This is a genomic window from Serratia sp. BNK-10, assembly GCF_047456065.1.
GTDB lineage: Bacteria > Pseudomonadota > Gammaproteobacteria > Enterobacterales > Enterobacteriaceae > Serratia > Serratia ureilytica.
In genome coordinates, this window is record NZ_CP179894.1 from 789,097 (window position 1) to 811,355 (window position 22,259).

Below are 22,259 nucleotides of genomic sequence, written 5' to 3' on the forward strand. Positions count from 1 at the left end.
CATCCCCATATACTCATTAACCAGATTTTATGAAACGTTAGATGCTTGCGTCTCATGAGATTCCCCCTCAACCTGGCGGAAATTAAACTAAGAGAGAGCTCTATGAACCCTGAGCGTTCCGAACGCATTGAAATCCCCGTTTTGCCATTGCGCGACGTGGTGGTTTATCCGCACATGGTGATCCCGTTATTTGTTGGCCGGGAAAAATCGATTCGGTGCCTCGAAGCCGCAATGGATCACGATAAGAAGATCATGCTGGTGGCACAGAAAGAGGCCTCAACGGATGAACCTGGCATTAACGACTTGTTCTCGGTTGGCACCGTAGCGTCGATCCTGCAGATGCTGAAGCTGCCGGACGGCACGGTAAAAGTGCTGGTCGAGGGGCTGCAGCGCGCACGCATCACTACGCTGTCCGACAGCGGTGAGCATTTTGCCGCGCAGGCGGAATACCTTGAATCGCCGGCTATCGACGAGCGCGAGCAAGAAGTGCTGGTGCGCACCGCGATCAATCAGTTTGAAGGCTATATCAAACTGAACAAAAAAATCCCGCCGGAGGTGCTGACGTCACTGAACAGCATCGACGACGCCGCGCGCCTGGCGGACACCATCGCCGCCCACATGCCGCTGAAACTCAGCGACAAACAGTCGGTGCTCGAGATGTCCGACATCACCGAGCGTCTGGAATACCTGATGGCGATGATGGAGTCGGAGATCGACCTGCTGCAGGTTGAGAAACGCATCCGCAACCGCGTCAAGAAGCAGATGGAGAAGAGCCAGCGCGAGTACTATCTGAATGAGCAGATGAAGGCGATTCAGAAAGAACTGGGCGAGATGGACGACGCGCCGGACGAGCACGAAGCGCTGAAGCGCAAGATCGATGCGGCGAAAATGCCGAAAGAGGCGCGCGAGAAAACCGAAGCGGAACTGCAAAAGCTGAAGATGATGTCGCCGATGTCGGCGGAAGCGACCGTGGTACGCGGCTACATCGACTGGATGCTTCAGGTGCCGTGGAACGCGCGCAGCAAGGTGAAAAAAGACCTGGTCAAGGCGCAGGAAGTGCTCGATACCGATCACTACGGCCTGGAGCGCGTCAAGGATCGCATCCTCGAGTACCTCGCAGTGCAGAGCCGCGTCAGCAAAATCAAAGGGCCTATCCTGTGTCTGGTTGGGCCGCCGGGCGTGGGTAAAACCTCGCTGGGGCAGTCGATCGCCAAAGCGACCGGGCGCCAGTACGTGCGCATGGCGTTGGGCGGCGTGCGTGACGAAGCGGAAATCCGCGGTCACCGCCGTACCTACATCGGATCGATGCCGGGCAAACTGATCCAGAAAATGGCCAAGGTTGGGGTGAAGAACCCGCTGTTCCTGCTGGATGAGATCGACAAGATGTCTTCCGACATGCGCGGCGATCCGGCTTCCGCTCTGCTGGAGGTGCTGGATCCGGAACAGAACGTGGCGTTCAACGACCACTACCTGGAAGTGGATTACGATCTGTCCGACGTGATGTTCGTCGCCACCTCCAACTCGATGAACATCCCTGCGCCGCTGCTGGACCGTATGGAAGTGATCCGTCTGTCGGGTTATACCGAGGACGAAAAGCTCAACATTGCCAAACAGCACCTGCTGCCGAAGCAGCTTGAGCGCAACGCGCTGAAAAAAGGCGAGCTGACGGTCGACGACAGCGCCATCATCGGCATCATTCGCTTCTACACCCGCGAAGCCGGGGTGCGCAGCCTGGAGCGTGAAATCTCCAAACTGTGCCGTAAAGCGGTGAAAACGCTGCTGATGGACAAGAAGCGCAAGCACATTGAGATCAACGGCGACAACCTGAAGGACTACCTGGGCGTGCAGCGCGTCGATTACGGCCGTGCGGATACCGAAAACCGCGTGGGCGAAGTCACCGGGCTGGCGTGGACGGAAGTGGGCGGCGATCTGCTGACCATCGAAACCGCCTGCGTGCCGGGCAAAGGCAAGCTGACTTACACCGGCTCTCTGGGTGAAGTGATGCAGGAATCGATTCAGGCGGCGCTGACCGTGGTGCGCGCGCGCGCGGAGAAATTGGGCATCAACGCCGATTTCTACGAGAAGCGCGACATCCACGTGCACGTGCCGGAAGGGGCGACGCCGAAAGACGGCCCAAGCGCCGGTATCGCGATGTGCACCGCGCTGGTCTCCTGCCTGACCGGCAACCCGGTACGCGCCGATGTGGCGATGACCGGCGAGATCACGCTGCGCGGCCAGGTATTGCCGATCGGCGGCCTGAAAGAGAAACTGTTGGCGGCGCATCGCGGCGGCATCAAAACCGTGCTGATCCCTTACGAGAACAAGCGCGATCTGGAAGAGATCCCGGACAATGTCATCGCCGATCTGGAGATTCATCCGGTTCAGCGAATCGATGAGGTTTTGAACATTGCGTTGCAAAACCCGGCCTTCGGCGCACTGCCGGTAGCGGCAAAATAGTGACGAATCGCAAAAACCATTGATAAAACTTATACTGGCAAGCCATTTCGGACTTGCCAGTATTTTTTTGTACCGCTAAGTTAGATCTCTGTCGGCCCACGTTTTGCCACGCAGTCGGTGGCTTGCCAAGGTTCGATGGGATTGATATAACAGCTGCGCTGTCGCAACCGTAGGGATTTTTCGGTGCGACGATAGAATTCTAGAGGGGATGATAGAGTGAATAAGTCACAACTGATCGACAAGATTGCCGCAGGTGCTGATATTTCCAAAGCGGCAGCTGGACGTGCTTTAGACGCAGTAATCGCTTCCGTTACCGACTCTCTGAAAGCTGGGGATGACGTGGCTCTGGTTGGTTTCGGTTCCTTCACCGTGCGTGAACGTTCGGCTCGTACCGGCCGTAACCCGCAAACCGGTAAAGAAATCAAGATCGCGGCAGCCAAAGTGCCGGCCTTCCGTGCAGGGAAAGCGCTGAAAGACGCTGTAAACTGATTTGGCGTCTAACCGTTTAGCGTAACAGGGTTTTGTAATAAACAATCACCTGACGCAGCGGTGCTGGTAAGGTAAGATACAAGGCGCATCGGACTGATGCGCTTTTTTTATTTTTGTCGCAGGGAACGCGCCTGCACAAGGGTTGTTAATCCACATCACAGCGGAGTGTTGTCACACTATGATGGACAATTTACGCGCGGCTGCCAATCACGTCGTGCTCAAAATCATCCTGGCCCTGATCATCCTGTCATTCGTCCTGACCGGGGTGGGTAACTACCTGATCGGCGGCTCCGGCGATTATGCTGCGAAAGTAAATGGTCAGACGATCGAACGCGCTCAGCTGGAACAGGCTTTCCAAAGCGAGCGTAGCCGCATGCAGCAGCAGCTGGGTGACCAGTTCTCTGCGCTGGCCGGCAACGAAGGCTACATGCAGCAGATGCGCCGTCAGGTGTTGTCCCAGTTGATCGACAACATGCTGCTCGACCAATACGCCAAGAAGCTGGGCCTGGCGGTCAGCGACGATCAGATCAAGGACGCCATCCGCAAGGCGCCTTATTTCCAAACCAACGGCCAGTTCGATAACGCCAAGTACCTCGACCTGATCGGCCGTATGGGCTACACCGCCGACAACTTCGCGCAGTCGATGCGTCAGCAGCTGGTCAATCAGCAGCTGATCCAGGCCTTCGGCGAATCCGGCTTCGTGCTGCCGTCCGAATCGCAAGCCATGGCGGCGTTGGTGCTGCAGGAGCGCGACGTGCGTCTGGCGACTATCGATCTGAAGGCGCTGCAGGCGAAACAGAGCGCCGGCGACGACGAACTGAAGGCGTATTACGATCAGAACAAGAACAGCTTCATCGCCCCGGAGCAGGTGAAGGTGAGCTATATCCCGCTGGACGCCGCGTCCATGCAGGACAAGGTGAAAGTGAGCGAAGAGGATATCAGCGCTTACTACGACCAGCACAAGAGCAGCTACGGCCAGCCGGAGCGTAAAAACTACAGCGTGATCCAGCTGAAAACCGAGGCGGAAGCCAATGCGGCGCTGGACGAGCTGAAGAAGGGCGCCGATTTCGCCACGCTGGCGAAAGAAAAATCCACCGACATCATCTCACGCCGTACCGGCGGTGAACTGGGTTGGCTGGAGCCGGAAACCACCGCCGACGAGCTGAAGCAGGCTAACCTGACTGAAAAAGGGCAGCTGTCCGGCGTGGTGAAATCTTCCGTCGGCTACCTGATCGTGCGTTTGAACGACATCGAACCAGAGAAACTGAAGCCGCTGAGCGAAGTGCATGACGCTATCGCCAAGCAGGTGAAGCAGGAGAAAGCGGTAGATGCGTATTACGCGCTGCAGCAGAAGGTGAGCGAAGCGGCGACCAGCGACAACGAATCCCTGGCCTCGGCTGAAGAAGCGGCCGGCGTGAAAGCGGCGCAAACCGACTGGTTCACCCGCGACAACATCCCTGCGGCGCTGAACTTCAAGCCGGTGGTGCAGGCGATCTTCGACGGTTCGCTGATCGGCGAGAACGGCGCGCCGGGCAGTAACTCCGACGTGATCACCGTAGACGGCGACCGCGCCTTCGTGGTTCGCGTGAGTGGCCACAAGCCGGAAGGCATCGAGCCGTTCGACCAGGTAAAAGACCGCGTGGCGGATCTGGTGAAACGCAACAAGGCGGTGCAGGAAGCGAAACTGCAGGGTGAGAAGCTGCTGGTTGAGCTGAAGCAGGGCAAGGGCGACGAGGCGATGAAAGCCGCCGGCCTGAGCTTTGGTGCCGTGCAGAAGATGGCGCGCGCGCCGGAAGACAGCCAGCTGGTGGAGAGCGTGTTCGCGCTGCCGCACCCGCAGGACGGCAAACCGGTGTACGGCATGTCGCAGGATCGCCAAGACAACGTGGTGCTGATCGCACTCGATGCGGTGAAGCCAGGCACGCTGCCGGAAGACGAAATGAAAACCTTCGTCGGCAAGATGGAAGAGGGCGCGACCGGCGTTTCCTTCGATTCGCTGCTGGCGAGCCTGCGTAAAGAAGCCAAAATTAAAATGGGCGCCGCTGAGCAACAGCCGCAGTAATCGCCGCATTTTTCTGCAACGCAGTGCAACAAACAAAGGCCGCTTTCGCGGCCTTTTCCACATCTGATATCCGCCGATTGCTGAATATCTGCCGCCGCGGCAAGGTAGCCGTGCTGTCACACACAAGGAGGATACAGCATGCAACATACAGAGAAAAAAACGTTATCAGGTTACCGTCATCACGTTAAAGCCGCGCTGGCCGCGCTGTTGTTATGCCTGGCGGTGCCGGCCGCCGCGGCGGATAAAGCCGATGCGCCGGCGCCGATGCTCTCAACCCCGACGAGCAATGGCGGGCAACAGACGATGACCAAGGCGGCCGAAGAGACGGCGGTCAGCATCAATCAGGCCACCGCCGAACAGCTCGCAGCGGCTTTGAGCGGTGTCGGTCTGAAGAAGGCGGAAGGCATTGTGCGCTATCGCGAACAGAACGGGCCATTCACCCAGGTTGAGCAACTGCAGGAGGTGCCGGGCATCGGGCCGGCGCTGTTCGAGAAGAACCGCACTCGGCTGAAAATGTGATCCCGGTCGCGGCTGCGCGGCAAAATGCCGCTGAGGCAATGGCGACTCTGCTACATTTTACAGGTCTTACCAGTTTGGCGCGTTGACCAAACGGGCGAGGGAGCCCACGCGGCTCCCTCTTTCTGTAATCACCAGGCAGGAGCGATCGTTCCCTATGCAAACCTTTATCAAAGTTCGCGGTTATCACCTTGATGTCTACCAGCACGTTAACAATGCCCGCTATCTGGAGTTTCTGGAGGAGGCGCGCTGGGAGTGGCTGGAAAACGAGGCAGGGTTCCGCTGGATGACGGAAAACAACATCGCTTTCATCGTGGTGAACATCAATATCAATTACCGCAGCCCGGCGGTATTGGGGGATAAACTGCGCATCGACAGCCAGATGGTGCAGCTCAACGGCAAAAGCGGGGTGCTGAGCCAGAAGGTGACGCAGGATCCGGCGGGGACGCCGGTGGCCGACGCGCTGCTGACTTTCGTGTGCGTCGATCTGAAAACGCAGCGGGCGCTGCCGATTGAAGGGGAATTGCGCGAGCACCTGGAAGCGCTCACGCCCAAATAACATTCGCAGTCAGCTCACCGGCGGCGGCTGCCGCCGTCGCTGCCTCAGGCCAGACCGGCCTTCTGTTTCAACGCCGCCATCACTTCCGCCTGGTTGGCGCGATATTGCGTCAGGCCATTGGCGCGCAGGTTGCAGGCGGCGCATTCGCCGCAGCCGTCACCCTTGATGCCGTTGTAGCAGGTCAGCGTATCCTGACGCACCCGATCCAGCTGCTGGTAATAGTCCGCCAGCGCCCAGGTTTCGGCCTTGTTCAGCCACATCAACGGCGTTTCGAAGCGGATATCGCGGGCGATGCCCAACACCACCGCCTGGTTCAGCGCTTTGACGAACTCGTCGCGGCAATCCGGGTAGCCGGAGAAGTCGGTTTCACACACGCCGGTGATCACCGCCTCCGCTTCCACCTGGTAGGCGTAGATCGCCGCCAGCGTCAGGAACAGGATGTTGCGGCCCGGCACGAAGGTGCTCGGCAGCGCGTTTTTCTGGTTGGGATCGTAGGCGGGAACCGGAATATTGTCGCGAGTCAGGCTGCTGATGGCCAGCTCATTGAGCAACGTCACGTCCAGCACCTTGTGCGCCTTGGCGCCGAGGGCCTCCGACAGCTCCTGAGCCACTTCAATTTCGGCGCGATGGCGCTGGCCGTAATCGAACGTGACGCAGTGAACTTCGTCATACTGTTGCAATGCCTGGATCAAGCAGGTCGTGGAGTCTTGTCCACCGCTGAAAACGACAACCGCGCGCTTCATAAAATCACCTTTTTGGGCTTTGGCCATTCCCGATACACATTCGGGCGGCAGGATAAAAATTGCGTTGCGGCGACAATAGTAGCAGAAAGGGCCGTCAGGCGCAGGGCGGTTCGGCTCCGGTCGGTGCGTCATCCACCGGCGGCGGCAGCCACGCCTGGCAAAAATCGAACCAGCCATGGGCGGTCAGCGTCACGCCATGCATACGCGGCGGCGCGCTGATCTGATACTGGTAGTGGAACAGCGGCGTGATGATGGCGGCGGCCATCAGCTGTTGATAATAGGCCTGCAGCCGTTCGAAGCGCAGTGGCTGCGCCTGCAGCTGTTGGATCTCCCGCAGCGTCTCCTGCTGCTGCTGCCAGCGGCTTGCCGTCAGGATACCGCGCCACAGCGAATCCTGCCGCAGCCAGCTCTCCAGCGTCGCCTCAGGCGCCTCGCCGATCAGGTTGTCTGCCAGCAGCAGGTCGGCCTGGGCGATTTGCGCCTCGCTTTGCCAGCGCTTGCCGGCGTAGTAACGCACTTCCAGCTCGCAGCCGTGCTGCGCGAGCAGCCGCTGTAGCGCGACCGTCACCGTTTCCAGCTCGACCGGCGGCCGATACAGCAATGTTAGCCGAGCGGGCAGCGGGACATCTTCTTCAATCCGTTGGCTGGGGATGCGCCAGCCGGGCAGCATTTCATGGCTGGGGGTGATCACGCTGTTGGGGATCGGCAGATGGCTGAGCAGGCCGGACTGCTGGATCAGCATCAGCAGCTTTTGCCCCTGGGCTTCGCTCAGCACGCCGTGGCGCAGGTTCAGCGCCAGATAACACCAGCCCAGGCTCATGCTGCGCTGCACCGGCCGGGCCTGCGCCAAATCGTCTTGCTGACCGATGGTGATGCGCACCGGATGCCGGCAGCTGGCGTCGGCGCCGGTGATGGGCAGATCGGGCGTGATCCAGTATTCGATGGTGTCCAGATACGGATGCTGCAGATGGTAACCGGCATGCTGTTCCAGCCTCACCAACTGCGGTTCATTCAACGCCAGTTTAAATGGGCCGGCGCCGATGGCCGGCAGTTCGGGGTGCGTCATCAGACAAGGCAGCTCCGCCAGCCGGTGTGCCAGCCAATAGTCCGGCAGGTGCAGGTCGAACTGAATGCACAGCGGATGAGGCAGGCTGACGTTCGCGACGCTGCTCAGGCTGGGTTGGCTGCGTGGATGGCCCAGCAGTTTTTCCAGCGTTTGCAGCAGTTGCTGGCCGGTCAACGGTTCGCCGTTGTGCCAGCGCAGCTGGCTACGCAAAAAGAACCGCCAGCGCAGGCCGCCATCGCTTATCTGCCAGTGGTGCGCCAGATCGGGCTGCGGCTCCGGGTTACCGGTCATCAGGCGCGTCAGCCCGGCGTGCAGGGTCGACACCAGATGTTGCTCGGCGCGGCCGGTCAGCGTGAGCGGATCGAGCGCCTCCAGCGTACGGTAATAGGGAATGCGCAGCGTCGGGCTGCCGGCTTGCCATTGCCCGCCGAGGTGCGGGCTGAGCAGATCCTGCAGGTGTTGCGGATCGAGCTGCGCCATCTCCAGCGCCCCCTGATGATTGCCCTGTTGCAACAGCTGCTGCAACAGCTGCGCGCGCAGCTCATCCGGTGTTTTCAGGCAGTGCAGGCTGGCGCGTTTGCCGCGGCCGGGCTGAGAATGCCAGCTCAGCCAGCCCTGATCCTGCAGCTGCTGCACCAGCGTGCGGGCATGGCGTTCGCTGCAGTAGAACATTGCCGCCAGCTCGCCGATGGTCACGGCGACCGGCGCGTTGCCGAGCTGTTGATACAGGCGTTGATATTGGCTGAGACGGTGAACCAGGCGCATGAGCAGAAATCCGGAACAGTTTTCCCAAATTGTTCACTATTACTTCCGCAAATACCATCCCATACTGCACTGATTGTAATCGCGTTCACATTCATGAGGTCTTTATGTATCGCCTGGCGGCTTTCGATATGGACGGCACGCTGTTGATGCCGGATCACCGGGTTGGCCCGGAAACGCTGGCGGTGCTGAACCAGCTGGTGGAGCGGGAGATGGTGGTGACGTTCGCCACCGGGCGGCACTACCTTGATGCGCAGCCGATCATGGCGCAGCTGGGGCTGCAGGGCTATCTGATCACCGGCAACGGCACGCGGGTGTATGACAACCGTGGCCAACAGCTGCACGCCACCGATCTGCCGGCGGAGATCGCCGAAGAGGTGCTGCATCATCATTGGCGCACCCGCGCCAGCATGCACGTGTTCCGCGACGAAGGTTGGCTGACCGAGTTCCCCGCGCCGGAAGAGATGCTGCAGGCGCACCACCTGAGCGGCTTTCGTTTCCAACTGGCTGACGTGCGCCGCTTACCGGCGTTCGGCAACAGCAAGGTGTGCTTTGTCGCACCGCATGAGGCGTTGCTGGAATTGCAGGTGCAGCTGCGGGCGCAGCTGGGCGGCGAGGCCGATCTGTGTTTCTCCGCTTACGATTGCCTGGAGGTGCTGCCGCTCGGTTGCAACAAGGGCGCGGCGCTGGACCGGCTGAGCCGTCACCTGGGATTGACGATGGCCGACTGCATGGCGTTCGGCGATGCGATGAACGACAAAGAGATGCTGGGCGCGGTGGGACACGGCGTGGTGATGGGGAACGCCCTGCCGCAGCTGAAATCCCTGCTGCCGCAGCTGCCGGTTATCGGCCACTGCCAACAACAGGCGGTGGCTCATTATTTACAACATTGGCTGCGTTCACCTTGCCTCACCTATTCCCCCGAATAATGAGGTTCTCCTTACAGCCGGCCGGGTATGACTACCCGGCTTTTTTTTACGTTGCGCCCGGCGTTACAAATCCGCCAGCTGCGCCAGATACGGTTGCAGATCGCCAATGTTGTTGCTGACCCACTCCGGGTTGTAATAGGTATCGAGGTAGCGCTCGCCGCTGTCGCACAGCAGGGTGACGATCGCCCCTTGCTCGCCGTTTTCCCGCATCTGCTTCGCCAATTGCAGCGCGCCCCAGACGTTGGTACCGGTGGAGGCACCGACCTTGCGGCCGAGCACGGCCTCCAGCCAGTGAATGGTGGCGACGCTGGCGGCGTCCGGCACCCGCAACATGTTATCGACCACCGAAGGGATGAACGACGGCTCGGCGCGTGGGCGGCCGATGCCTTCGATACGGCTGCCGCAGCTGCCGATCAGGGTGCGATCACCGTGGTGGAAGCAGTCATAGAACACCGAGTTTTCCGGATCGACCACCGTCAACCGGGTGTCGTGCCCCTGATAACGGATATAGCGCCCCAGCGTGGCGGAGGTGCCGCCGGTGCCGGCGCTCATCACGATGTGTTTCGGCACCGGGAAGGGTTCGCGCGCCATCTGGCGGAAGATGCTGTCGGCGATATTGTTGTTGCCGCGCCAGTCAGTGGCGCGCTCGGCGTAGGTGAACTGATCCATATAGTGGCCGTTCAGCTCTTTCGCCAGCTGTTCGGAAGCGGCGTAGATCTGGGCGGCGTGATCGACGAAGTGACAGCGGCCGCCGTAAAAGGCGATCTGTTCTACCTTGCGGCGTGCGGTGCAGGACGGCATCACCGCGATGAACGGCAGACCGATCAGCCGCGCGAAGTAGGCTTCGGACACCGCCGTGCTGCCGGAAGAGGCCTCGATGATGGTGGTGTTCTCGGTGATCCAGCCGTTGCACAGGCCGTAAAGGAACAGCGAGCGCGCCAGGCGGTGTTTCAGGCTGCCGGTCGGGTGGGTGCTCTCATCTTTCAGGTACAGGCAGATGCCGGGAAACGCCGGCAGGTTCAGGCGAATCAGGTGCGTATCGGCGGAGCGTTGAAAATCCGCTTCTATTTCACCGATAGCATATTTTACCCAAGAGTTTGTCATGATTTGGCCTCAGAATAGGGGGCTGATTTATGGCGTAGCATAGCCTGTCGGCAGGAAAAAAGGATTGCCATTTTCCCTGTTTAATCGCCTAATGGGAGAAAATTTTTCTCCAGGTGGCCGCCATGTTAGATAAAACAGACCGTAAGCTGCTGTGCATGCTGCAGCAAGATTGCACCCAGTCGCTGCAGGCGCTGGCCGATGCGGTTAATTTGACCTCTACGCCGTGCTGGAAGCGCCTGAAGCGTCTGGAAGACGAAGGCTATATCCGCGGCCGGGTGGCCTTGTTGGATAACGAAAAGCTTGGCCTGGGGCTGACGGCGTTCGTACTGATCAAGACCCAACAGCACAGCAGCGAGTGGTATCAGGCGTTTGTGCAGCTGACCAGCCAGATGCCCGAGGTGCTGGCGTTCTACCGTATGGCGGGAGAGTACGACTACCTGATGCAGGTCGAAGTGGCGGACATGAAAAGTTACGACGGTTTTTACAAGCGCCTGGTGAACGGCGTGCCGGGCCTTATCGACGTCACCTCGAGCTTTGCCATGGAAAAAATCAAATACACCACCGCGCTGCCGGTGCCGGAGTGAAAAGTTCACCGGACGGGCGGCTCAACGGTGGTATCCTGCTCCGTTGAAGCGGAAAAAGAGACAAACCTCATAAAACCCTGGAATCAAACTGCGTGAGATTATTTGCACAAATCGGCTGGTACTTCCGCCGGGAGTGGCGCCGCTACCTGGGCGCGGTGGTATTGCTGATCGTCATCGCCATCCTGCAACTGCTGCCGCCTAAACTGGTCGGCATCATCGTGGACGGCGTCACCGAAAAACAGATGTCCACCGGCGTGCTGTTGGCCTGGCTCGGGCTGATGATCGGCACCGCGATCGTCGTTTACCTGCTGCGCTATGTGTGGCGGGTGCTGCTGTTCGGCGCTTCCTACCAGCTGGCGGTCGAGCTGCGCGAAAACTTTTACCGTCAGCTCAGTCGGCAGAACCCGGCGTTCTACCTGCGCCACCGCACCGGCGATCTGATGGCGCGCGCCACCAACGACGTGGATCGCGTGGTGTTCGCCGCCGGTGAAGGCGTGCTGACGCTGGTGGATTCGCTGGTGATGGGGTTGGTGGTGCTGGTGGTCATGAGCACCCAAATCAGCTGGCAGCTGACGGTGTTGGCGTTAATCCCGATGCCGCTGATGGCGATCGCCATCAAATATTATGGCGATCAGCTGCACCAGCGCTTTAAATCGGCGCAGGCGGCGTTTTCCAGCCTCAACGATCAGGCGCAGGAAAGCATGACCAGCATCCGCATGATCAAGGCCTTCGGGCTGGAAGATCACCAATCCAACCGCTTCGCCGACGTCGCGGCGCAGACCGGCGCCAAGAACATGCACGTGGCGCGGGTGGATGCGCGCTTCGATCCGACCATTTATATCGCCATCGGCGCCTCTAACCTGCTGGCCATCGGCGGCGGCAGCTGGATGGTGGTGAACGGTTCGCTGACGCTCGGGCAACTGACCAGCTTTGTGATGTACCTCGGCCTGATGATCTGGCCGATGCTGGCGCTGGCCTGGATGTTCAACATCGTCGAGCGCGGCAGCGCGGCCTACAGCCGTATCCGCAGCCTGCTCGACGAGGCGCCGGCGGTGCAGGACGGCCCGCAGGCGTTGCCGGCCGGGCGCGGCGTGCTGGAGGTGGATATCCGCGCGTTCCACTACCCGGAAAACCCGCACCCGGCGCTGCATGATGTGGCGCTGACGTTGAAGCCGGGGCAGATGCTGGGGCTGTGCGGGCCGACCGGGGCCGGTAAGTCGACATTACTGTCGCTGATCCAGCGGCAGTTCGACGTCGACCAAGGGCAGATCCGCTATCACGGCCTGCCGCTTCCGCAGGTCAGGCTCGACGACTGGCGTTCGCGGCTGTCGGTGGTGAGCCAGACGCCGTTCCTGTTCTCCGATACCGTGGCGAACAACATCGCGCTGGGCCAGCCGGGGGCGACGCAGGCGCAGATTGAACAGGCGGCGCGGCTGGCCAGCGTCCATGAGGACATTCTGCGGCTGCCGCAGGGCTATGACACCGAAGTGGGCGAACGCGGCGTGATGCTGTCGGGCGGCCAGAAACAGCGCATCTCCATCGCGCGCGCGTTGCTGCTGGATGCGGAGATCCTGATCCTCGACGATGCGTTGTCGGCGGTGGACGGCCGTACCGAGCACCAGATCCTGCACAACCTGCGCAGCTGGGGGCAAGATCGCACGGTGATCATCAGCGCGCACCGGCTGTCGGCATTGACCGAGGCCAGCGAAATCCTGGTGATGCAGCACGGCGGCGTGGCGCAGCGCGGCGATCCGGCGGCGCTGGCGGCGCAGCCGGGCTGGTATCGCGATATGTACCGTTATCAGCAGCTGGAAGCGGCGCTGGACGAAGCACCGGAAAACGGCGAGGAGGCGTTGGCCGATGAATAAAGTGCAAAAGCTGTGGCCGACGCTGAAGCGGCTGCTGGCCTACGGCTCGCCGTACCGCAAACCGCTGGGGGTGGCGGTGCTGATGCTGTGGGTGGCGGCGGCGGCGGAAGTCGCCGGGCCGATCCTGGTCAGCTATTTTATCGATAATTACGTCGCCAAAGGGCAACTGCCGCTGATGATTGTCGGCGGGCTGGCGGCGGCCTACATTCTGCTGGAGCTGCTGGCGGCGGCGCTGCACTACTTCCAGGCGCTGCTGTTCAACCAGGCGGCGGTAGGCGTGGTGCAGCGGCTGCGTACCGACGTGATGGACGCCGCGCTGCGCCAGCCGCTCAGCGCCTTCGACACGCAACCGGTCGGGCAATTGATCTCGCGCGTCACCAACGACACCGAAGTGATCAAGGATCTGTACGTGATGGTGGTCTCCACGGTGCTGAAAAGCGCCGCGCTGATCGGCGCTATGCTGGTGGCGATGTTCAGCCTCGACTGGCGCATGGCGTTAGTGGCTATCTGCATCTTCCCGGCGGTGTTCGTGGTGATGGGCATCTATCAATATTACAGCACGCCGATTGTGCGCCGGGTGCGCAGTTATCTGGCGGACATCAACGACGGTTTCAACGAAGTGATCAACGGCATGGGCGTGATCCAGCAATTCCGCCAGCAGGTGCGCTTCGGCGAGCGCATGAGCGCCGCCAGCCAGTCGCACTATCTCGCGCGCATGCAGACGCTGCGGCTCGATGGTTTTCTTCTGCGGCCGCTGCTCAGTCTGTTTTCGGCGCTGGTGCTGTGCGGTTTGCTGATGTTGTTCGGCTTCAGCGGCGAAGGCGTGATTGGCGTCGGCGTGCTCTATGCCTTCATCAACTACCTGGGGCGTTTGAACGAACCGCTGATCGAGTTGACGTCACAACAGTCGATCCTGCAGCAGGCGGTGGTGGCCGGCGAACGTATTTTCGAACTGATGGATCGCAGCCAGCAAAGCTACGGCGCAGACGATCGTCCGTTGGCCAGCGGCAGCATCGACATCACCGATCTGAGCTTCGCCTACCGTGCGGATAAAAAGGTGCTGCAGCATATTTCGCTGGCGGTGCCCTCACGCGGCTTCGTGGCGCTGGTCGGCCACACCGGCAGCGGCAAGAGCACGCTGGCTAACCTGCTGATGGGCTATTACCCGGTCAGCGAAGGGGAAGTGCGTCTCGACGGCCGTCCGCTCTCCAGCCTGTCGCACCGCACGCTGCGCCAGGGCGTGGCGATGGTGCAACAGGATCCGGTGGTGATCGCCGATTCGGTGCTGGCCAACGTGACGCTGGGGCGCAACATCGATGAAGAAGCCGTCTGGCGGGCGCTGGAAACGGTGCAGCTGGCGAGTCTGGTGCGCGGCTTCCCGCAGGGTATCCATACCCGGCTGGGGGAGCAGGGCAATAACCTGTCGGTCGGGCAGAAACAGCTGCTGGCGATGGCGCGGGTATTGGTGCAGGCGCCGCAGATCCTGATCCTCGATGAGGCGACCGCCAACATCGACTCGGGCACCGAGCAGGCTATCCAGCGGGCGCTGCGCGTGATCCGCGAGCACACCACGCTGGTGGTGATCGCTCACCGCCTCTCGACGATCGTCGATGCCGATTCCATTCTGGTGCTGCATCGCGGCCAGGCGGTGGAGCAGGGCAACCATCAACAGCTGCTGGCGCAGCAGGGGCGCTACTACCAGATGTATCAGCTGCAGCTGGCGGGCGAGCAGTTGGCGGAAGCGGTGCGCGACGAGAGCCAACCCGCCTGATCCCACGGGCCGCGATCGCGGCCCTTATTTTTCCCAACGCACCACAAGCAGGCAACTCCGCCAGGCTACTCCCCCTTTCTGCACTTTTTCGACGCGACGCGCACCAAATCAGTGCGCATTATTTAACCCATTCAAGGTATCGGTACTGCACCGCGCCGCGGCGGCGCCCGCGTGCCCGCTAATCCGCTGAATCGCCATGCAAAATAAAATTTGGCACAGCCCTTGCTACATATGAGGCGTACCGGGGGTGAGTTTGGGCTTAATTCGTGGAGAGGCAATATGAAGCTGGTGACCGTGGTAATCAAACCGTTCAAGCTGGAGGACGTGCGCGAGGCCTTGTCCTCCGTGGGCATTCAGGGGTTGACCGTAACCGAAGTGAAGGGCTTTGGCCGCCAGAAAGGGCACGCCGAGCTGTATCGCGGCGCCGAATATAACGTCAACTTCCTGCCCAAGGTCAAAATCGATATCGCCATCGCCGACGATCAGTTGGATGAAGTGGTTGATGTCATTAGCAAAGCCGCTTACACCGGCAAAATCGGCGACGGCAAAATTTTCGTTGCCGAATTGCAACGCGTGATCCGTATTCGCACCGGCGAAACCGACGAATCGGCACTGTAACCGCGAACTCAGTTAAGTGATGGGGATGATTGATAATGAAAAGACTGTTATCCATGTTGGGCCTGAGTTCGGTAACAATGGTTCCTTCTTTGGCCCTGGCCGCCCCGGCGGTCGCCGATAAGGCCGACAACGCCTTTATGATGATCTGCACCGCGTTGGTGCTGTTCATGACGCTGCCCGGCATTGCGCTGTTTTACGGCGGCCTGTTGCGCGGCAAAAACGTGCTGTCGATGCTGACGCAGGTCACCGTCACCTTCGCGCTGGTCTGCGTGCTGTGGGTGCTGTATGGCTACAGCCTGGCGTTCAGCGAAGGCAATGCGGTGTTCGGCGGATTCCAGACGGCGATGCTGAAAGGCATCGGCATCGACAGCGTCACCGGCAGCATCAGCCAGATGATCCACGTCGCTTTCCAGGCCTCCTTCGCCTGCATTACCGTGGCGCTGGTGGTGGGGGGCTTCGCCGAACGCATTCGCTTCTCGGCGGTGCTGATCTTCGCGATCCTGTGGTTCACCCTGTCTTACCTGCCGATCGCGCACATGGTGTGGGGCGGTGGCTATCTGGCTACCGACGGCGCGCTGGACTTCGCCGGCGGCACCGTGGTGCACATCAACGCCGCCAGCGCCGGGCTGATCGGCGCCTATCTGCTCGGCAAACGCGCCGGCTTCGGTAAAGAGGCGTTCAAACCGCATAACCTGCCGATGGTGTTTACCGGCGCGTCCATCTTGTATATCGGCTGGTTCGGCTTTAACGCCGGTTCCGCCAGCGCGGCTAACGGCATCGCGGCCTTGGCATTCCTGAACACTGTGGTGGCTACTGCGGGCGCCATTCTGTCCTGGACCTTCGCCGAGTGGGTGCTGCGCGGTAAGCCTTCGCTGTTGGGCGCCTGCTCCGGCATGATCGCCGGGCTGGTTGCCGTTACGCCGGCGGCGGGCACCGTGGGCGTGGGCGGCGCGTTGATCATCGGCCTGGTGGGCGGCGTCGCCGGCCTGTGGGGCGTAGTGACGTTGAAAAAATGGCTGAAAGTGGACGACACCTGCGACGTGTTCGGCGTGCACGGCGTGTGCGGCATCGTCGGCTGTCTGCTGACCGGCGTGTTCACCGCTTCTTCCCTCGGCGGCACCGGCTATGCCGAAGGGGTGACGATGGGGCATCAGGTGTGGATCCAACTGCTGAGCGTCGTGATTACGCTGGTGTGGTCAAGCGTCGCTGCCTTTATCGCCTTCAAGATCGCGGGCGCGATGGTGGGGCTGAGAGTGCCGGAAGAGCAGGAGCGCGAAGGGTTGGACGTCAACAGCCACGGCGAGAGCGCCTACAACCAGTAAGACTCGAAGCAGGGCAGTGCGCTAAATACGAAAATAATGATGAAGCAAAAAGGGGCGATGGAAACATCGCCCCTTTCTTTATGCCGCAAATCAGGCGTCGCGTTGGCGAATCACCCCTTCCTGTACGGTGGTGGCGACCAGCACGCCGTCGCGGGTGTAGATCTGGCCGCGCACAAAGCCGCGTGCGCCGGAGGCGGAGGAGCTTTCCACCGCGTACAGCAGCCAATCATCCATGCGGAACGGGCGGTGGAACCACATCGAATGGTCGATGGTGGCCACCTGCATGCCCGGCTCGAGGAAGCCGACGCCGTGCGGCTGCAGCGCCGTCGGCAGGAAGTTAAAGTCCGACGCGTAGCCCAGCAGATATTGGTGGATGCGCGCATCGTCCGGCATGCTGCCGTTGGCGCGGAACCACACGTAGCGATGCGGTTCTTCCACGCTGCCCTTCAACGGGTTGTGGAATTTCACCGGGCGCATTTCGATCGGCTTCTGACCGATAAATTTTTCGCGTACTTTGGTCGGCAGCATCGGCGCCAGCTTCTGAGCAATCTCTGATTCGGACAGCAGCCCTTCCGGCGGCGGCACGTCCGGCATCTGGTTCTGGTGCTCGAAACCTTCTTCCGGGCTCTGGAAGGAGGCGGTCATATAGAAGATAGGTTTGCCGTGCTGGATGGCGCTGACGCGACGGGCGCTGAAGCTGTTGCCGTCGCGCAGGGTTTCCACGTCGTAAACGATCGGCTTGCTGCTGTCGCCCGGGCGCAGGAAGTAGCTGTGGAACGAGTGCACGCTGCGCTCGTCCGGCACCGTCTGTTTGGCGGCGTACAGCGCCTGGCCGACCACTTGCCCGCCGAACACCTGACGCAGCCCCAGATCTTCGCTTTGGCCGCGGAACAGCCCTTCTTCGATTTTCTCCAGATCCAACAGATCGAGGAGGTTTTGCAATGCCTGGCTCATAAAATTGTTACCTTTCTAATAATCATTTTGCGCAGTGTGCGGAATATCACGGCGCGGCGTCAATATCTTGCGTTAAAGGGCCGATGAGAATGCTCTTAATAGTGAGCGCATTGGGCTGGCTAAGTGATTAATAGGCGGGGCAAAGTGGATTTATCAGTGTTTTGTGCTAAGTTTAATCAGTGAGGTGGTGAAAGCCACCAACGTGTTGATAATAAAAAAGGAGACCGATCCATGAAACTCTGGCAAATCGTAGGCGGTGCCGCAGCACTGACGATCACGCTGGCAGGATGCGCGCAAAAGAGTGCTGATGTGCCTACACCGGCGGCCGGCAACCCGGCGGCTGCGCAAACGCAGATTCAGGGGCCGGCGGTGACAGGTTCGGTTAATATACGTCAGCGCATTGCGCTGCCGCCGGACGCCGTACTGACTGTCACCCTCTCTGATGCCTCGCTGGCGGATGCGCCGTCCAAAGTGATTGCACAGCGCGCGATACGTACCGAAGGGCAACAAGCGCCGTTCAACTTTACGCTGCCGTACAACCCGTCTGATATCCAACCGAATGCGCGCATCATTCTGAGCGCGGCGGTGACGGTCAACGGGCGACTGATGTTCATTACCGACACGATCCAGGAAGTGGTTAACCGCAACGGCACCCGCGCCGATCTGCTGCTGGTTCCGGTGCAGGGCGTGCCGATGCAGGCTGCGCCAAGCGCGATGCAGTAATTCTGCTGCGGTACGGCAAGACCCAATCAACAGCCTTTGCGCTTCGGCCAAAGGCTGTTTTGTTTTACCAGCGCCAGCCGTAGCGATCGAAATCGACCGTGCTGTGCGGGCCGAAAATAATCCCCTCCGCCAGCAATGCCTGCCGTTGCCGTTGAAAATCCTCCCCCTGTTGCGAGATTTGCCCGTGCCGGTTGATTACGCGGTGCCACGGCAGCGTGCTGCCTTCCGGCAAACGCCGCAGCACGCCGCCGACCTGACGCGCGGCGCGCGGCGAACCGGCCAGACGGGCGACTTCACCGTAGGTGGTGACTTTGCCGTACGGAATAGCGGCCACGATATGGAATACCCGCTGGCTGAAAGAGGCGTCTTCTGGTTGCATGTTGCAGTTCCTGCGCGAGTCAAAACCCAGGCGGAGAGTGTGCCACAATGCAGGTGGGCAAGAAAACAGCGGTTGGCCCGGGTTGGCTTGCTATTTGATGGGGCATCGCCGATAATGCCCACCGCTTCGGAGTACAGAAGCCGTCAATGGGGGCCCTGTTGGTTCTCCCGCAACACTAACTTGTGAACTCGGTCAGGTCCGGAAGGAAGCAGCCGCAGCAGGTGACGTGTGTGCCGGGATGTAGCTGGCAGGGTCCCCACCCATTTGCGTCCCGCAAAACGCTCTTCCCCGTTATTCATCAAGTCGATACGCTGAACAGGCGTTACTTTCACCTCGCGATCGCGAAGCGTGCCCTCTGCACCGTTTTAGCCTTTATCCCCCTGATAGAAATGTATTGTTGCCAACAGATCCGATGACGGCGAAAAAATAACGCGTATACCGCCATTTGTGGGACAAATAAGGATGGAGAGATGGGGAAAATTCTTAAAGTTGCGCACCTGTTGGGATGACGTTAGTATTGTTTTTTCTCTGTGCGAAAAAACTATCCGCGCTTAGCGGCGGTCGTCGAACTGGCTCAATAAGTTTAAATAATAACCCGTGTGCGCTGTCAGGCTAAACATGATTTATATCATTGATAAAGATATTACATTTAATACTGAAAACGGTTCATTGAAAAGTTTAAAGAAGGGGCGGGAAGTTTTCTTATCCAGCGTCAATGCCAGAGTATTCAAATGCTTGCTTGAACACGGCCATGAGACGGTGAGCCGCGAGACGCTGTTGCAGCAGGTTTGGACCGATCACGGCTTGAGCGCCTCTTCCGCGACGTTAAATCAATATATCAGCCTGACCCGACGCGCATTGACGTCTGTCGGTTTCAACGAGCGCCTCATCGTTACCCTATCCAAAAAGGGGTATAGACTTAATCGAATAATACCTGTCGACCGACTGCGGATTGATTTACCCGAGCCCCCTCAGCTTGCCGATGCCGCGGTGACGTTGGCGTCACCTGCCGCAACGACAAAAAACACCCATCACTATTTTTTTATTCTGCTGCGCAGTTTATCGATCGTCGTACCCTTATCTTTTCTGGCGCTGTGCTTCATCTATTACAAGCACCATCGCGACAGTGAAAAGAAGCAGGTATTGTCCTACGTCGGCACGGTGAACGGTTGCCCGATCTACTATGCCGGCCATTTTTTGGCGAATCACCAGGACGGCTACTTGCAGTTTCTGGTCAGGAAAGATTTGTATGGCCGGCATTGCCGATCCGGCGAGGTCGTCATTACCAAGGTTAACCGTTCTCAAAATGCCAATGAAGACAGCGGACGCCAGTTTATCGCCAAATGCACGAAGGACAGTGCGGCTGTTTTGCATAACTGTGAGAGCGAGTACATTCGGGCATGGAAAAAAAGTTAAATATTCTGTCAGCCACGCTGGTCGGCCTGTGCGTGTTGACCGGCAGCGTGATGTATTCCCTGATACGCAGCCATCATGACTTCAGTGATTTTTCCTGTGAAGCGAACGCCACGTTCAATTATTTCAATTCACTGGACGCGCAGGCGGCTCATAACGACATTCAGCTGTCGCTGAAAATAAACTACATCTTTTTGTCCGGCGATAAGGGCGTGATGGTCCTGTCGGGGTTAGCCAACGACGGTGAAAAGAAATACTTCGTCAATCGGCGGGTTAACTTCAGCTATGTTTCGCAGGGGAGTTTTTATCGCTTTCAGTATGGCGAGGTCAACTATTCGCCGCGTGATACCTTGCCGGAAGAGATTTATACCTACTTTTTCAGCAATGAGTCGACGTTTTATCATATTCGCAGCATTGACAAAAACACGTTGATGTTTAGCAATGCCTATTCGCCGATGTTCTTATGCAATATTGAATCCTGACGTTTACTTTATTGCCCCTCCGATAAAGATGTATTTTATTTGCCGTTTATAGCGTTCCGCCGTCTTTTTAGCGCACAACTAATAACATGAGTTATTATCGGTCATTGTCTATTTTTCGCATCACTAATCGAATTTAATGGCGGTTCACTTATTTTATAAATTCTTCTATCACTATGTTTTTAAATGACTTAATGGCTTTAGGTTTGTGTTGTTTTGTTAGATTAATTTTATATTGTTTATTTTAAATAAATAAGTTGCATGAATATTTTTAACATGATTAATTGAGCCGGCTCTTAACACGGCGAATCACTTATTTGCGTTGAAAATGCATCTGCCGCATGCGTGCAAAGGTAATGGCACAGGGAGCCTTTGGACTTCATTAAACTGATAGGCGAGAGATGGACATACATAGCATTGCCCTGAACGAGACTCTGTTGGAAAATGAGTTGGTGATCTTAAACAACAATGAAAAGACGCTGTTATTTAAAAAAGAGAATGTGCTCATCGAAATGACCGAATTGCAGCGGCGTTTCATGCTGTGCCTGTTGAGTGGCATCTATAAGAAAAATGACATTATTCGCGCAGTCTGGTTCTGCAACCATGAGACCATCAGCGACAATAACTATTATCAAATGATATTCCAATGCCGCGCTTTGCTCTCCCGCCACGGTATTCCGGGCGAGGTGATCAAAACCATTCCCCGATTTGGCGTGATGCTGAGTTTCCAGGCCTGCGAACGCGCGAATACGCGGGAGCAATGCTTGGCGCCGGCGGCTAATAAACAGCGGCGAACGTGGCTGGACGCCGTAAATTATAAAGTGGCGCTGGCCATCACGCTGCTGTTTTCCGTGGCGATGGTGTTGGGCATTTCCGCTTAGCGTTGGCGCCGTTGAATAACCGGGGGGCCAGTGAGCAAGCGGTTAATAGACTTTTTTATTCTACTTTTCTTCCTGGCTAATTTGACGTTCATGCTTTCTCAGGTGTGGCGAATGATAACCGTGAATAACGAACCCGTTGAGCCGCACCTTGAAAGTGGGCGTGAGCAAGTGCGCCATGGCGTCTTTCCCCAGGAAGATGACATCGAGAAAATTAACGACGCACACTGGTTTGGCCGCTATCAGGCGGCGAAAATCGGCGAAAAGGCGCGCGGGTATAAGGTCGGCGAGTGGGCGATCGGCGCCGAGCTGCTGGCTAACGCGCCGGAGGCCGCGGCGCTCGGCAAGATAACCGGTCTGCTGTTCAGTGATAACGCCGAAAAAAGCCTGGTTATCGTGGAACATGGCGGTAAGCAAACCGGGTATGGCGTTGGCGATCGGCTGGTCGGCAGCAATGCCGTTATCGTGCGGATATTAAAAAACAAAATACTGCTCGATGAAAACGGTTATTACGCCGCGCTGACGTTTAAAGAGTAGCCGGCGCGCCGCTTCGGCGTGGGGTGTTTTACAGCATAAGGCAACA

General features: G+C 58.8%; 21 protein-coding genes and 1 other RNA gene. 17 read left to right on the forward strand and 5 right to left on the reverse strand.

Going from position 1 to position 22,259, the window contains the following annotated elements:
• Positions 1-102 precede the first annotated feature (102 nt).
• From lon to ACMGG9_RS03840, 5 genes are all read left to right on the forward strand, one after another.
• Positions 103-2,457, forward strand: coding sequence for an endopeptidase La (lon, locus tag ACMGG9_RS03820; protein WP_019454189.1), 2,355 nt, complete (start codon positions 103-105; stop codon positions 2,455-2,457).
• 216 nt (positions 2,458-2,673) lie between these two features.
• Entirely contained in the window at positions 2,674-2,946 is a 273-nt protein-coding gene (hupB, locus tag ACMGG9_RS03825) for a nucleoid-associated protein HU-beta (RefSeq protein ID WP_004940351.1), read from the forward strand.
• Between the two features lie 178 nt (positions 2,947-3,124).
• Positions 3,125-5,008, forward strand: a complete 1,884-nt coding sequence (gene ppiD, locus ACMGG9_RS03830; RefSeq protein WP_033642073.1) for a peptidylprolyl isomerase — start codon at positions 3,125-3,127, stop codon at positions 5,006-5,008.
• A 138-nt stretch (positions 5,009-5,146) separates the two neighbouring features.
• Positions 5,147-5,527 carry a ComEA family DNA-binding protein gene (locus tag ACMGG9_RS03835; RefSeq protein ID WP_033651087.1) on the forward strand — a complete coding sequence of 127 codons (381 nt, stop codon included), beginning with the start codon at positions 5,147-5,149 and terminating at the stop codon, positions 5,525-5,527.
• A gap of 154 nt (positions 5,528-5,681) precedes the next feature.
• Complete coding sequence (locus ACMGG9_RS03840) at positions 5,682-6,083, forward strand: acyl-CoA thioesterase (RefSeq protein WP_033642075.1); 402 nt, start codon at positions 5,682-5,684, stop codon at positions 6,081-6,083.
• Between the two features lie 44 nt (positions 6,084-6,127).
• On the opposite strand, the gene queC is transcribed toward ACMGG9_RS03840, so the two are convergent.
• Together queC and ACMGG9_RS03850 are read right to left on the reverse strand one after the other, a co-directional pair.
• Positions 6,128-6,826: a 7-cyano-7-deazaguanine synthase QueC gene (gene queC, locus ACMGG9_RS03845; RefSeq protein WP_033644204.1), complete on the reverse strand. Its 699-nt coding sequence runs from the start codon at positions 6,824-6,826 to the stop codon at positions 6,128-6,130.
• Between the two features lie 94 nt (positions 6,827-6,920).
• The gene (locus ACMGG9_RS03850; RefSeq protein WP_047025762.1) at positions 6,921-8,657 is read right to left on the reverse strand and encodes an SgrR family transcriptional regulator; all 1,737 of its coding nucleotides are present in this window, start codon (positions 8,655-8,657) and stop codon (positions 6,921-6,923) included.
• 104 nt (positions 8,658-8,761) lie between these two features.
• Between ACMGG9_RS03850 and cof the strand changes: the two genes are divergently transcribed.
• A complete protein-coding gene (cof, locus tag ACMGG9_RS03855; RefSeq protein ID WP_094142063.1) occupies positions 8,762-9,583 on the forward strand; it encodes an HMP-PP phosphatase in 822 nt (273 codons plus the stop codon).
• Positions 9,584-9,646: 63 nt separating this feature from the next.
• Here the strand turns inward: cof and ACMGG9_RS03860 are convergent, their stop codons facing one another.
• Positions 9,647-10,687 carry a PLP-dependent cysteine synthase family protein gene (locus ACMGG9_RS03860; protein WP_033642080.1) on the reverse strand — a complete coding sequence of 347 codons (1,041 nt, stop codon included), beginning with the start codon at positions 10,685-10,687 and terminating at the stop codon, positions 9,647-9,649.
• Positions 10,688-10,809: 122 nt separating this feature from the next.
• Between ACMGG9_RS03860 and ACMGG9_RS03865 the strand changes: the two genes are divergently transcribed.
• From ACMGG9_RS03865 to amtB, 5 genes are all read left to right on the forward strand, one after another.
• The gene (locus ACMGG9_RS03865; RefSeq protein ID WP_004940330.1) at positions 10,810-11,271 is read left to right on the forward strand and encodes an Lrp/AsnC family transcriptional regulator; all 462 of its coding nucleotides are present in this window, start codon (positions 10,810-10,812) and stop codon (positions 11,269-11,271) included.
• A 92-nt stretch (positions 11,272-11,363) separates the two neighbouring features.
• Positions 11,364-13,139: a multidrug efflux ABC transporter permease/ATP-binding subunit SmdA gene (smdA, locus tag ACMGG9_RS03870; RefSeq protein WP_033642081.1), complete on the forward strand. Its 1,776-nt coding sequence runs from the start codon at positions 11,364-11,366 to the stop codon at positions 13,137-13,139.
• Positions 13,132-14,910: a multidrug efflux ABC transporter permease/ATP-binding subunit SmdB gene (smdB, locus tag ACMGG9_RS03875; RefSeq protein WP_033651091.1), complete on the forward strand. Its 1,779-nt coding sequence runs from the start codon at positions 13,132-13,134 to the stop codon at positions 14,908-14,910. The genes smdA and smdB overlap by 8 nt, the downstream gene beginning before the upstream one ends.
• Before the next feature lie 279 nt (positions 14,911-15,189).
• On the forward strand, positions 15,190-15,528 hold the full coding sequence (gene glnK / locus ACMGG9_RS03880; RefSeq protein ID WP_004940327.1) for a P-II family nitrogen regulator: 339 nt from the start codon (positions 15,190-15,192) through the stop codon (positions 15,526-15,528).
• Positions 15,529-15,563: 35 nt separating this feature from the next.
• Positions 15,564-16,850, forward strand: a complete 1,287-nt coding sequence (amtB, locus tag ACMGG9_RS03885) for an ammonium transporter AmtB (protein ID WP_033642085.1) — start codon at positions 15,564-15,566, stop codon at positions 16,848-16,850.
• 90 nt (positions 16,851-16,940) lie between these two features.
• Here the strand turns inward: amtB and tesB are convergent, their stop codons facing one another.
• A complete protein-coding gene (tesB, locus tag ACMGG9_RS03890) occupies positions 16,941-17,804 on the reverse strand; it encodes an acyl-CoA thioesterase II (RefSeq protein ID WP_033642086.1) in 864 nt (287 codons plus the stop codon).
• A 231-nt stretch (positions 17,805-18,035) separates the two neighbouring features.
• On the opposite strand from tesB, the gene ACMGG9_RS03895 reads away from it, so the two are divergent.
• On the forward strand, positions 18,036-18,527 hold the full coding sequence (locus tag ACMGG9_RS03895) for a YbaY family lipoprotein (RefSeq protein WP_033642087.1): 492 nt from the start codon (positions 18,036-18,038) through the stop codon (positions 18,525-18,527).
• 64 nt (positions 18,528-18,591) lie between these two features.
• Here ACMGG9_RS03895 and ACMGG9_RS03900 read toward each other — a convergent pair whose 3' ends face one another.
• On the reverse strand, positions 18,592-18,906 hold the full coding sequence (locus tag ACMGG9_RS03900) for an MGMT family protein (RefSeq protein ID WP_033642088.1): 315 nt from the start codon (positions 18,904-18,906) through the stop codon (positions 18,592-18,594).
• Between the two features lie 156 nt (positions 18,907-19,062).
• On the opposite strand from ACMGG9_RS03900, the gene ffs reads away from it, so the two are divergent.
• The 5 genes from ffs (at position 19,063) to ACMGG9_RS03925 (ending at position 22,213) form a co-directional block, all read left to right on the forward strand.
• An RNA gene (ffs, locus tag ACMGG9_RS03905) (signal recognition particle sRNA small type) lies at positions 19,063-19,159 on the forward strand.
• Positions 19,160-19,524: 365 nt separating this feature from the next.
• A complete protein-coding gene (locus ACMGG9_RS03910) occupies positions 19,525-20,322 on the forward strand; it encodes a winged helix-turn-helix domain-containing protein (protein WP_033642089.1) in 798 nt (265 codons plus the stop codon).
• Positions 20,307-20,801 carry a FidL-like protein gene (locus tag ACMGG9_RS03915; RefSeq protein WP_033642090.1) on the forward strand — a complete coding sequence of 165 codons (495 nt, stop codon included), beginning with the start codon at positions 20,307-20,309 and terminating at the stop codon, positions 20,799-20,801. Before ACMGG9_RS03910 ends, ACMGG9_RS03915 begins: the two co-directional genes overlap by 16 nt.
• Before the next feature lie 434 nt (positions 20,802-21,235).
• Positions 21,236-21,679, forward strand: a complete 444-nt coding sequence (locus ACMGG9_RS03920; RefSeq protein ID WP_226772955.1) for a winged helix-turn-helix domain-containing protein — start codon at positions 21,236-21,238, stop codon at positions 21,677-21,679.
• A gap of 111 nt (positions 21,680-21,790) precedes the next feature.
• The gene (locus ACMGG9_RS03925; RefSeq protein WP_253271437.1) at positions 21,791-22,213 is read left to right on the forward strand and encodes a type II secretion system protein N; all 423 of its coding nucleotides are present in this window, start codon (positions 21,791-21,793) and stop codon (positions 22,211-22,213) included.
• Positions 22,214-22,259: the final 46 nt, after the last annotated feature.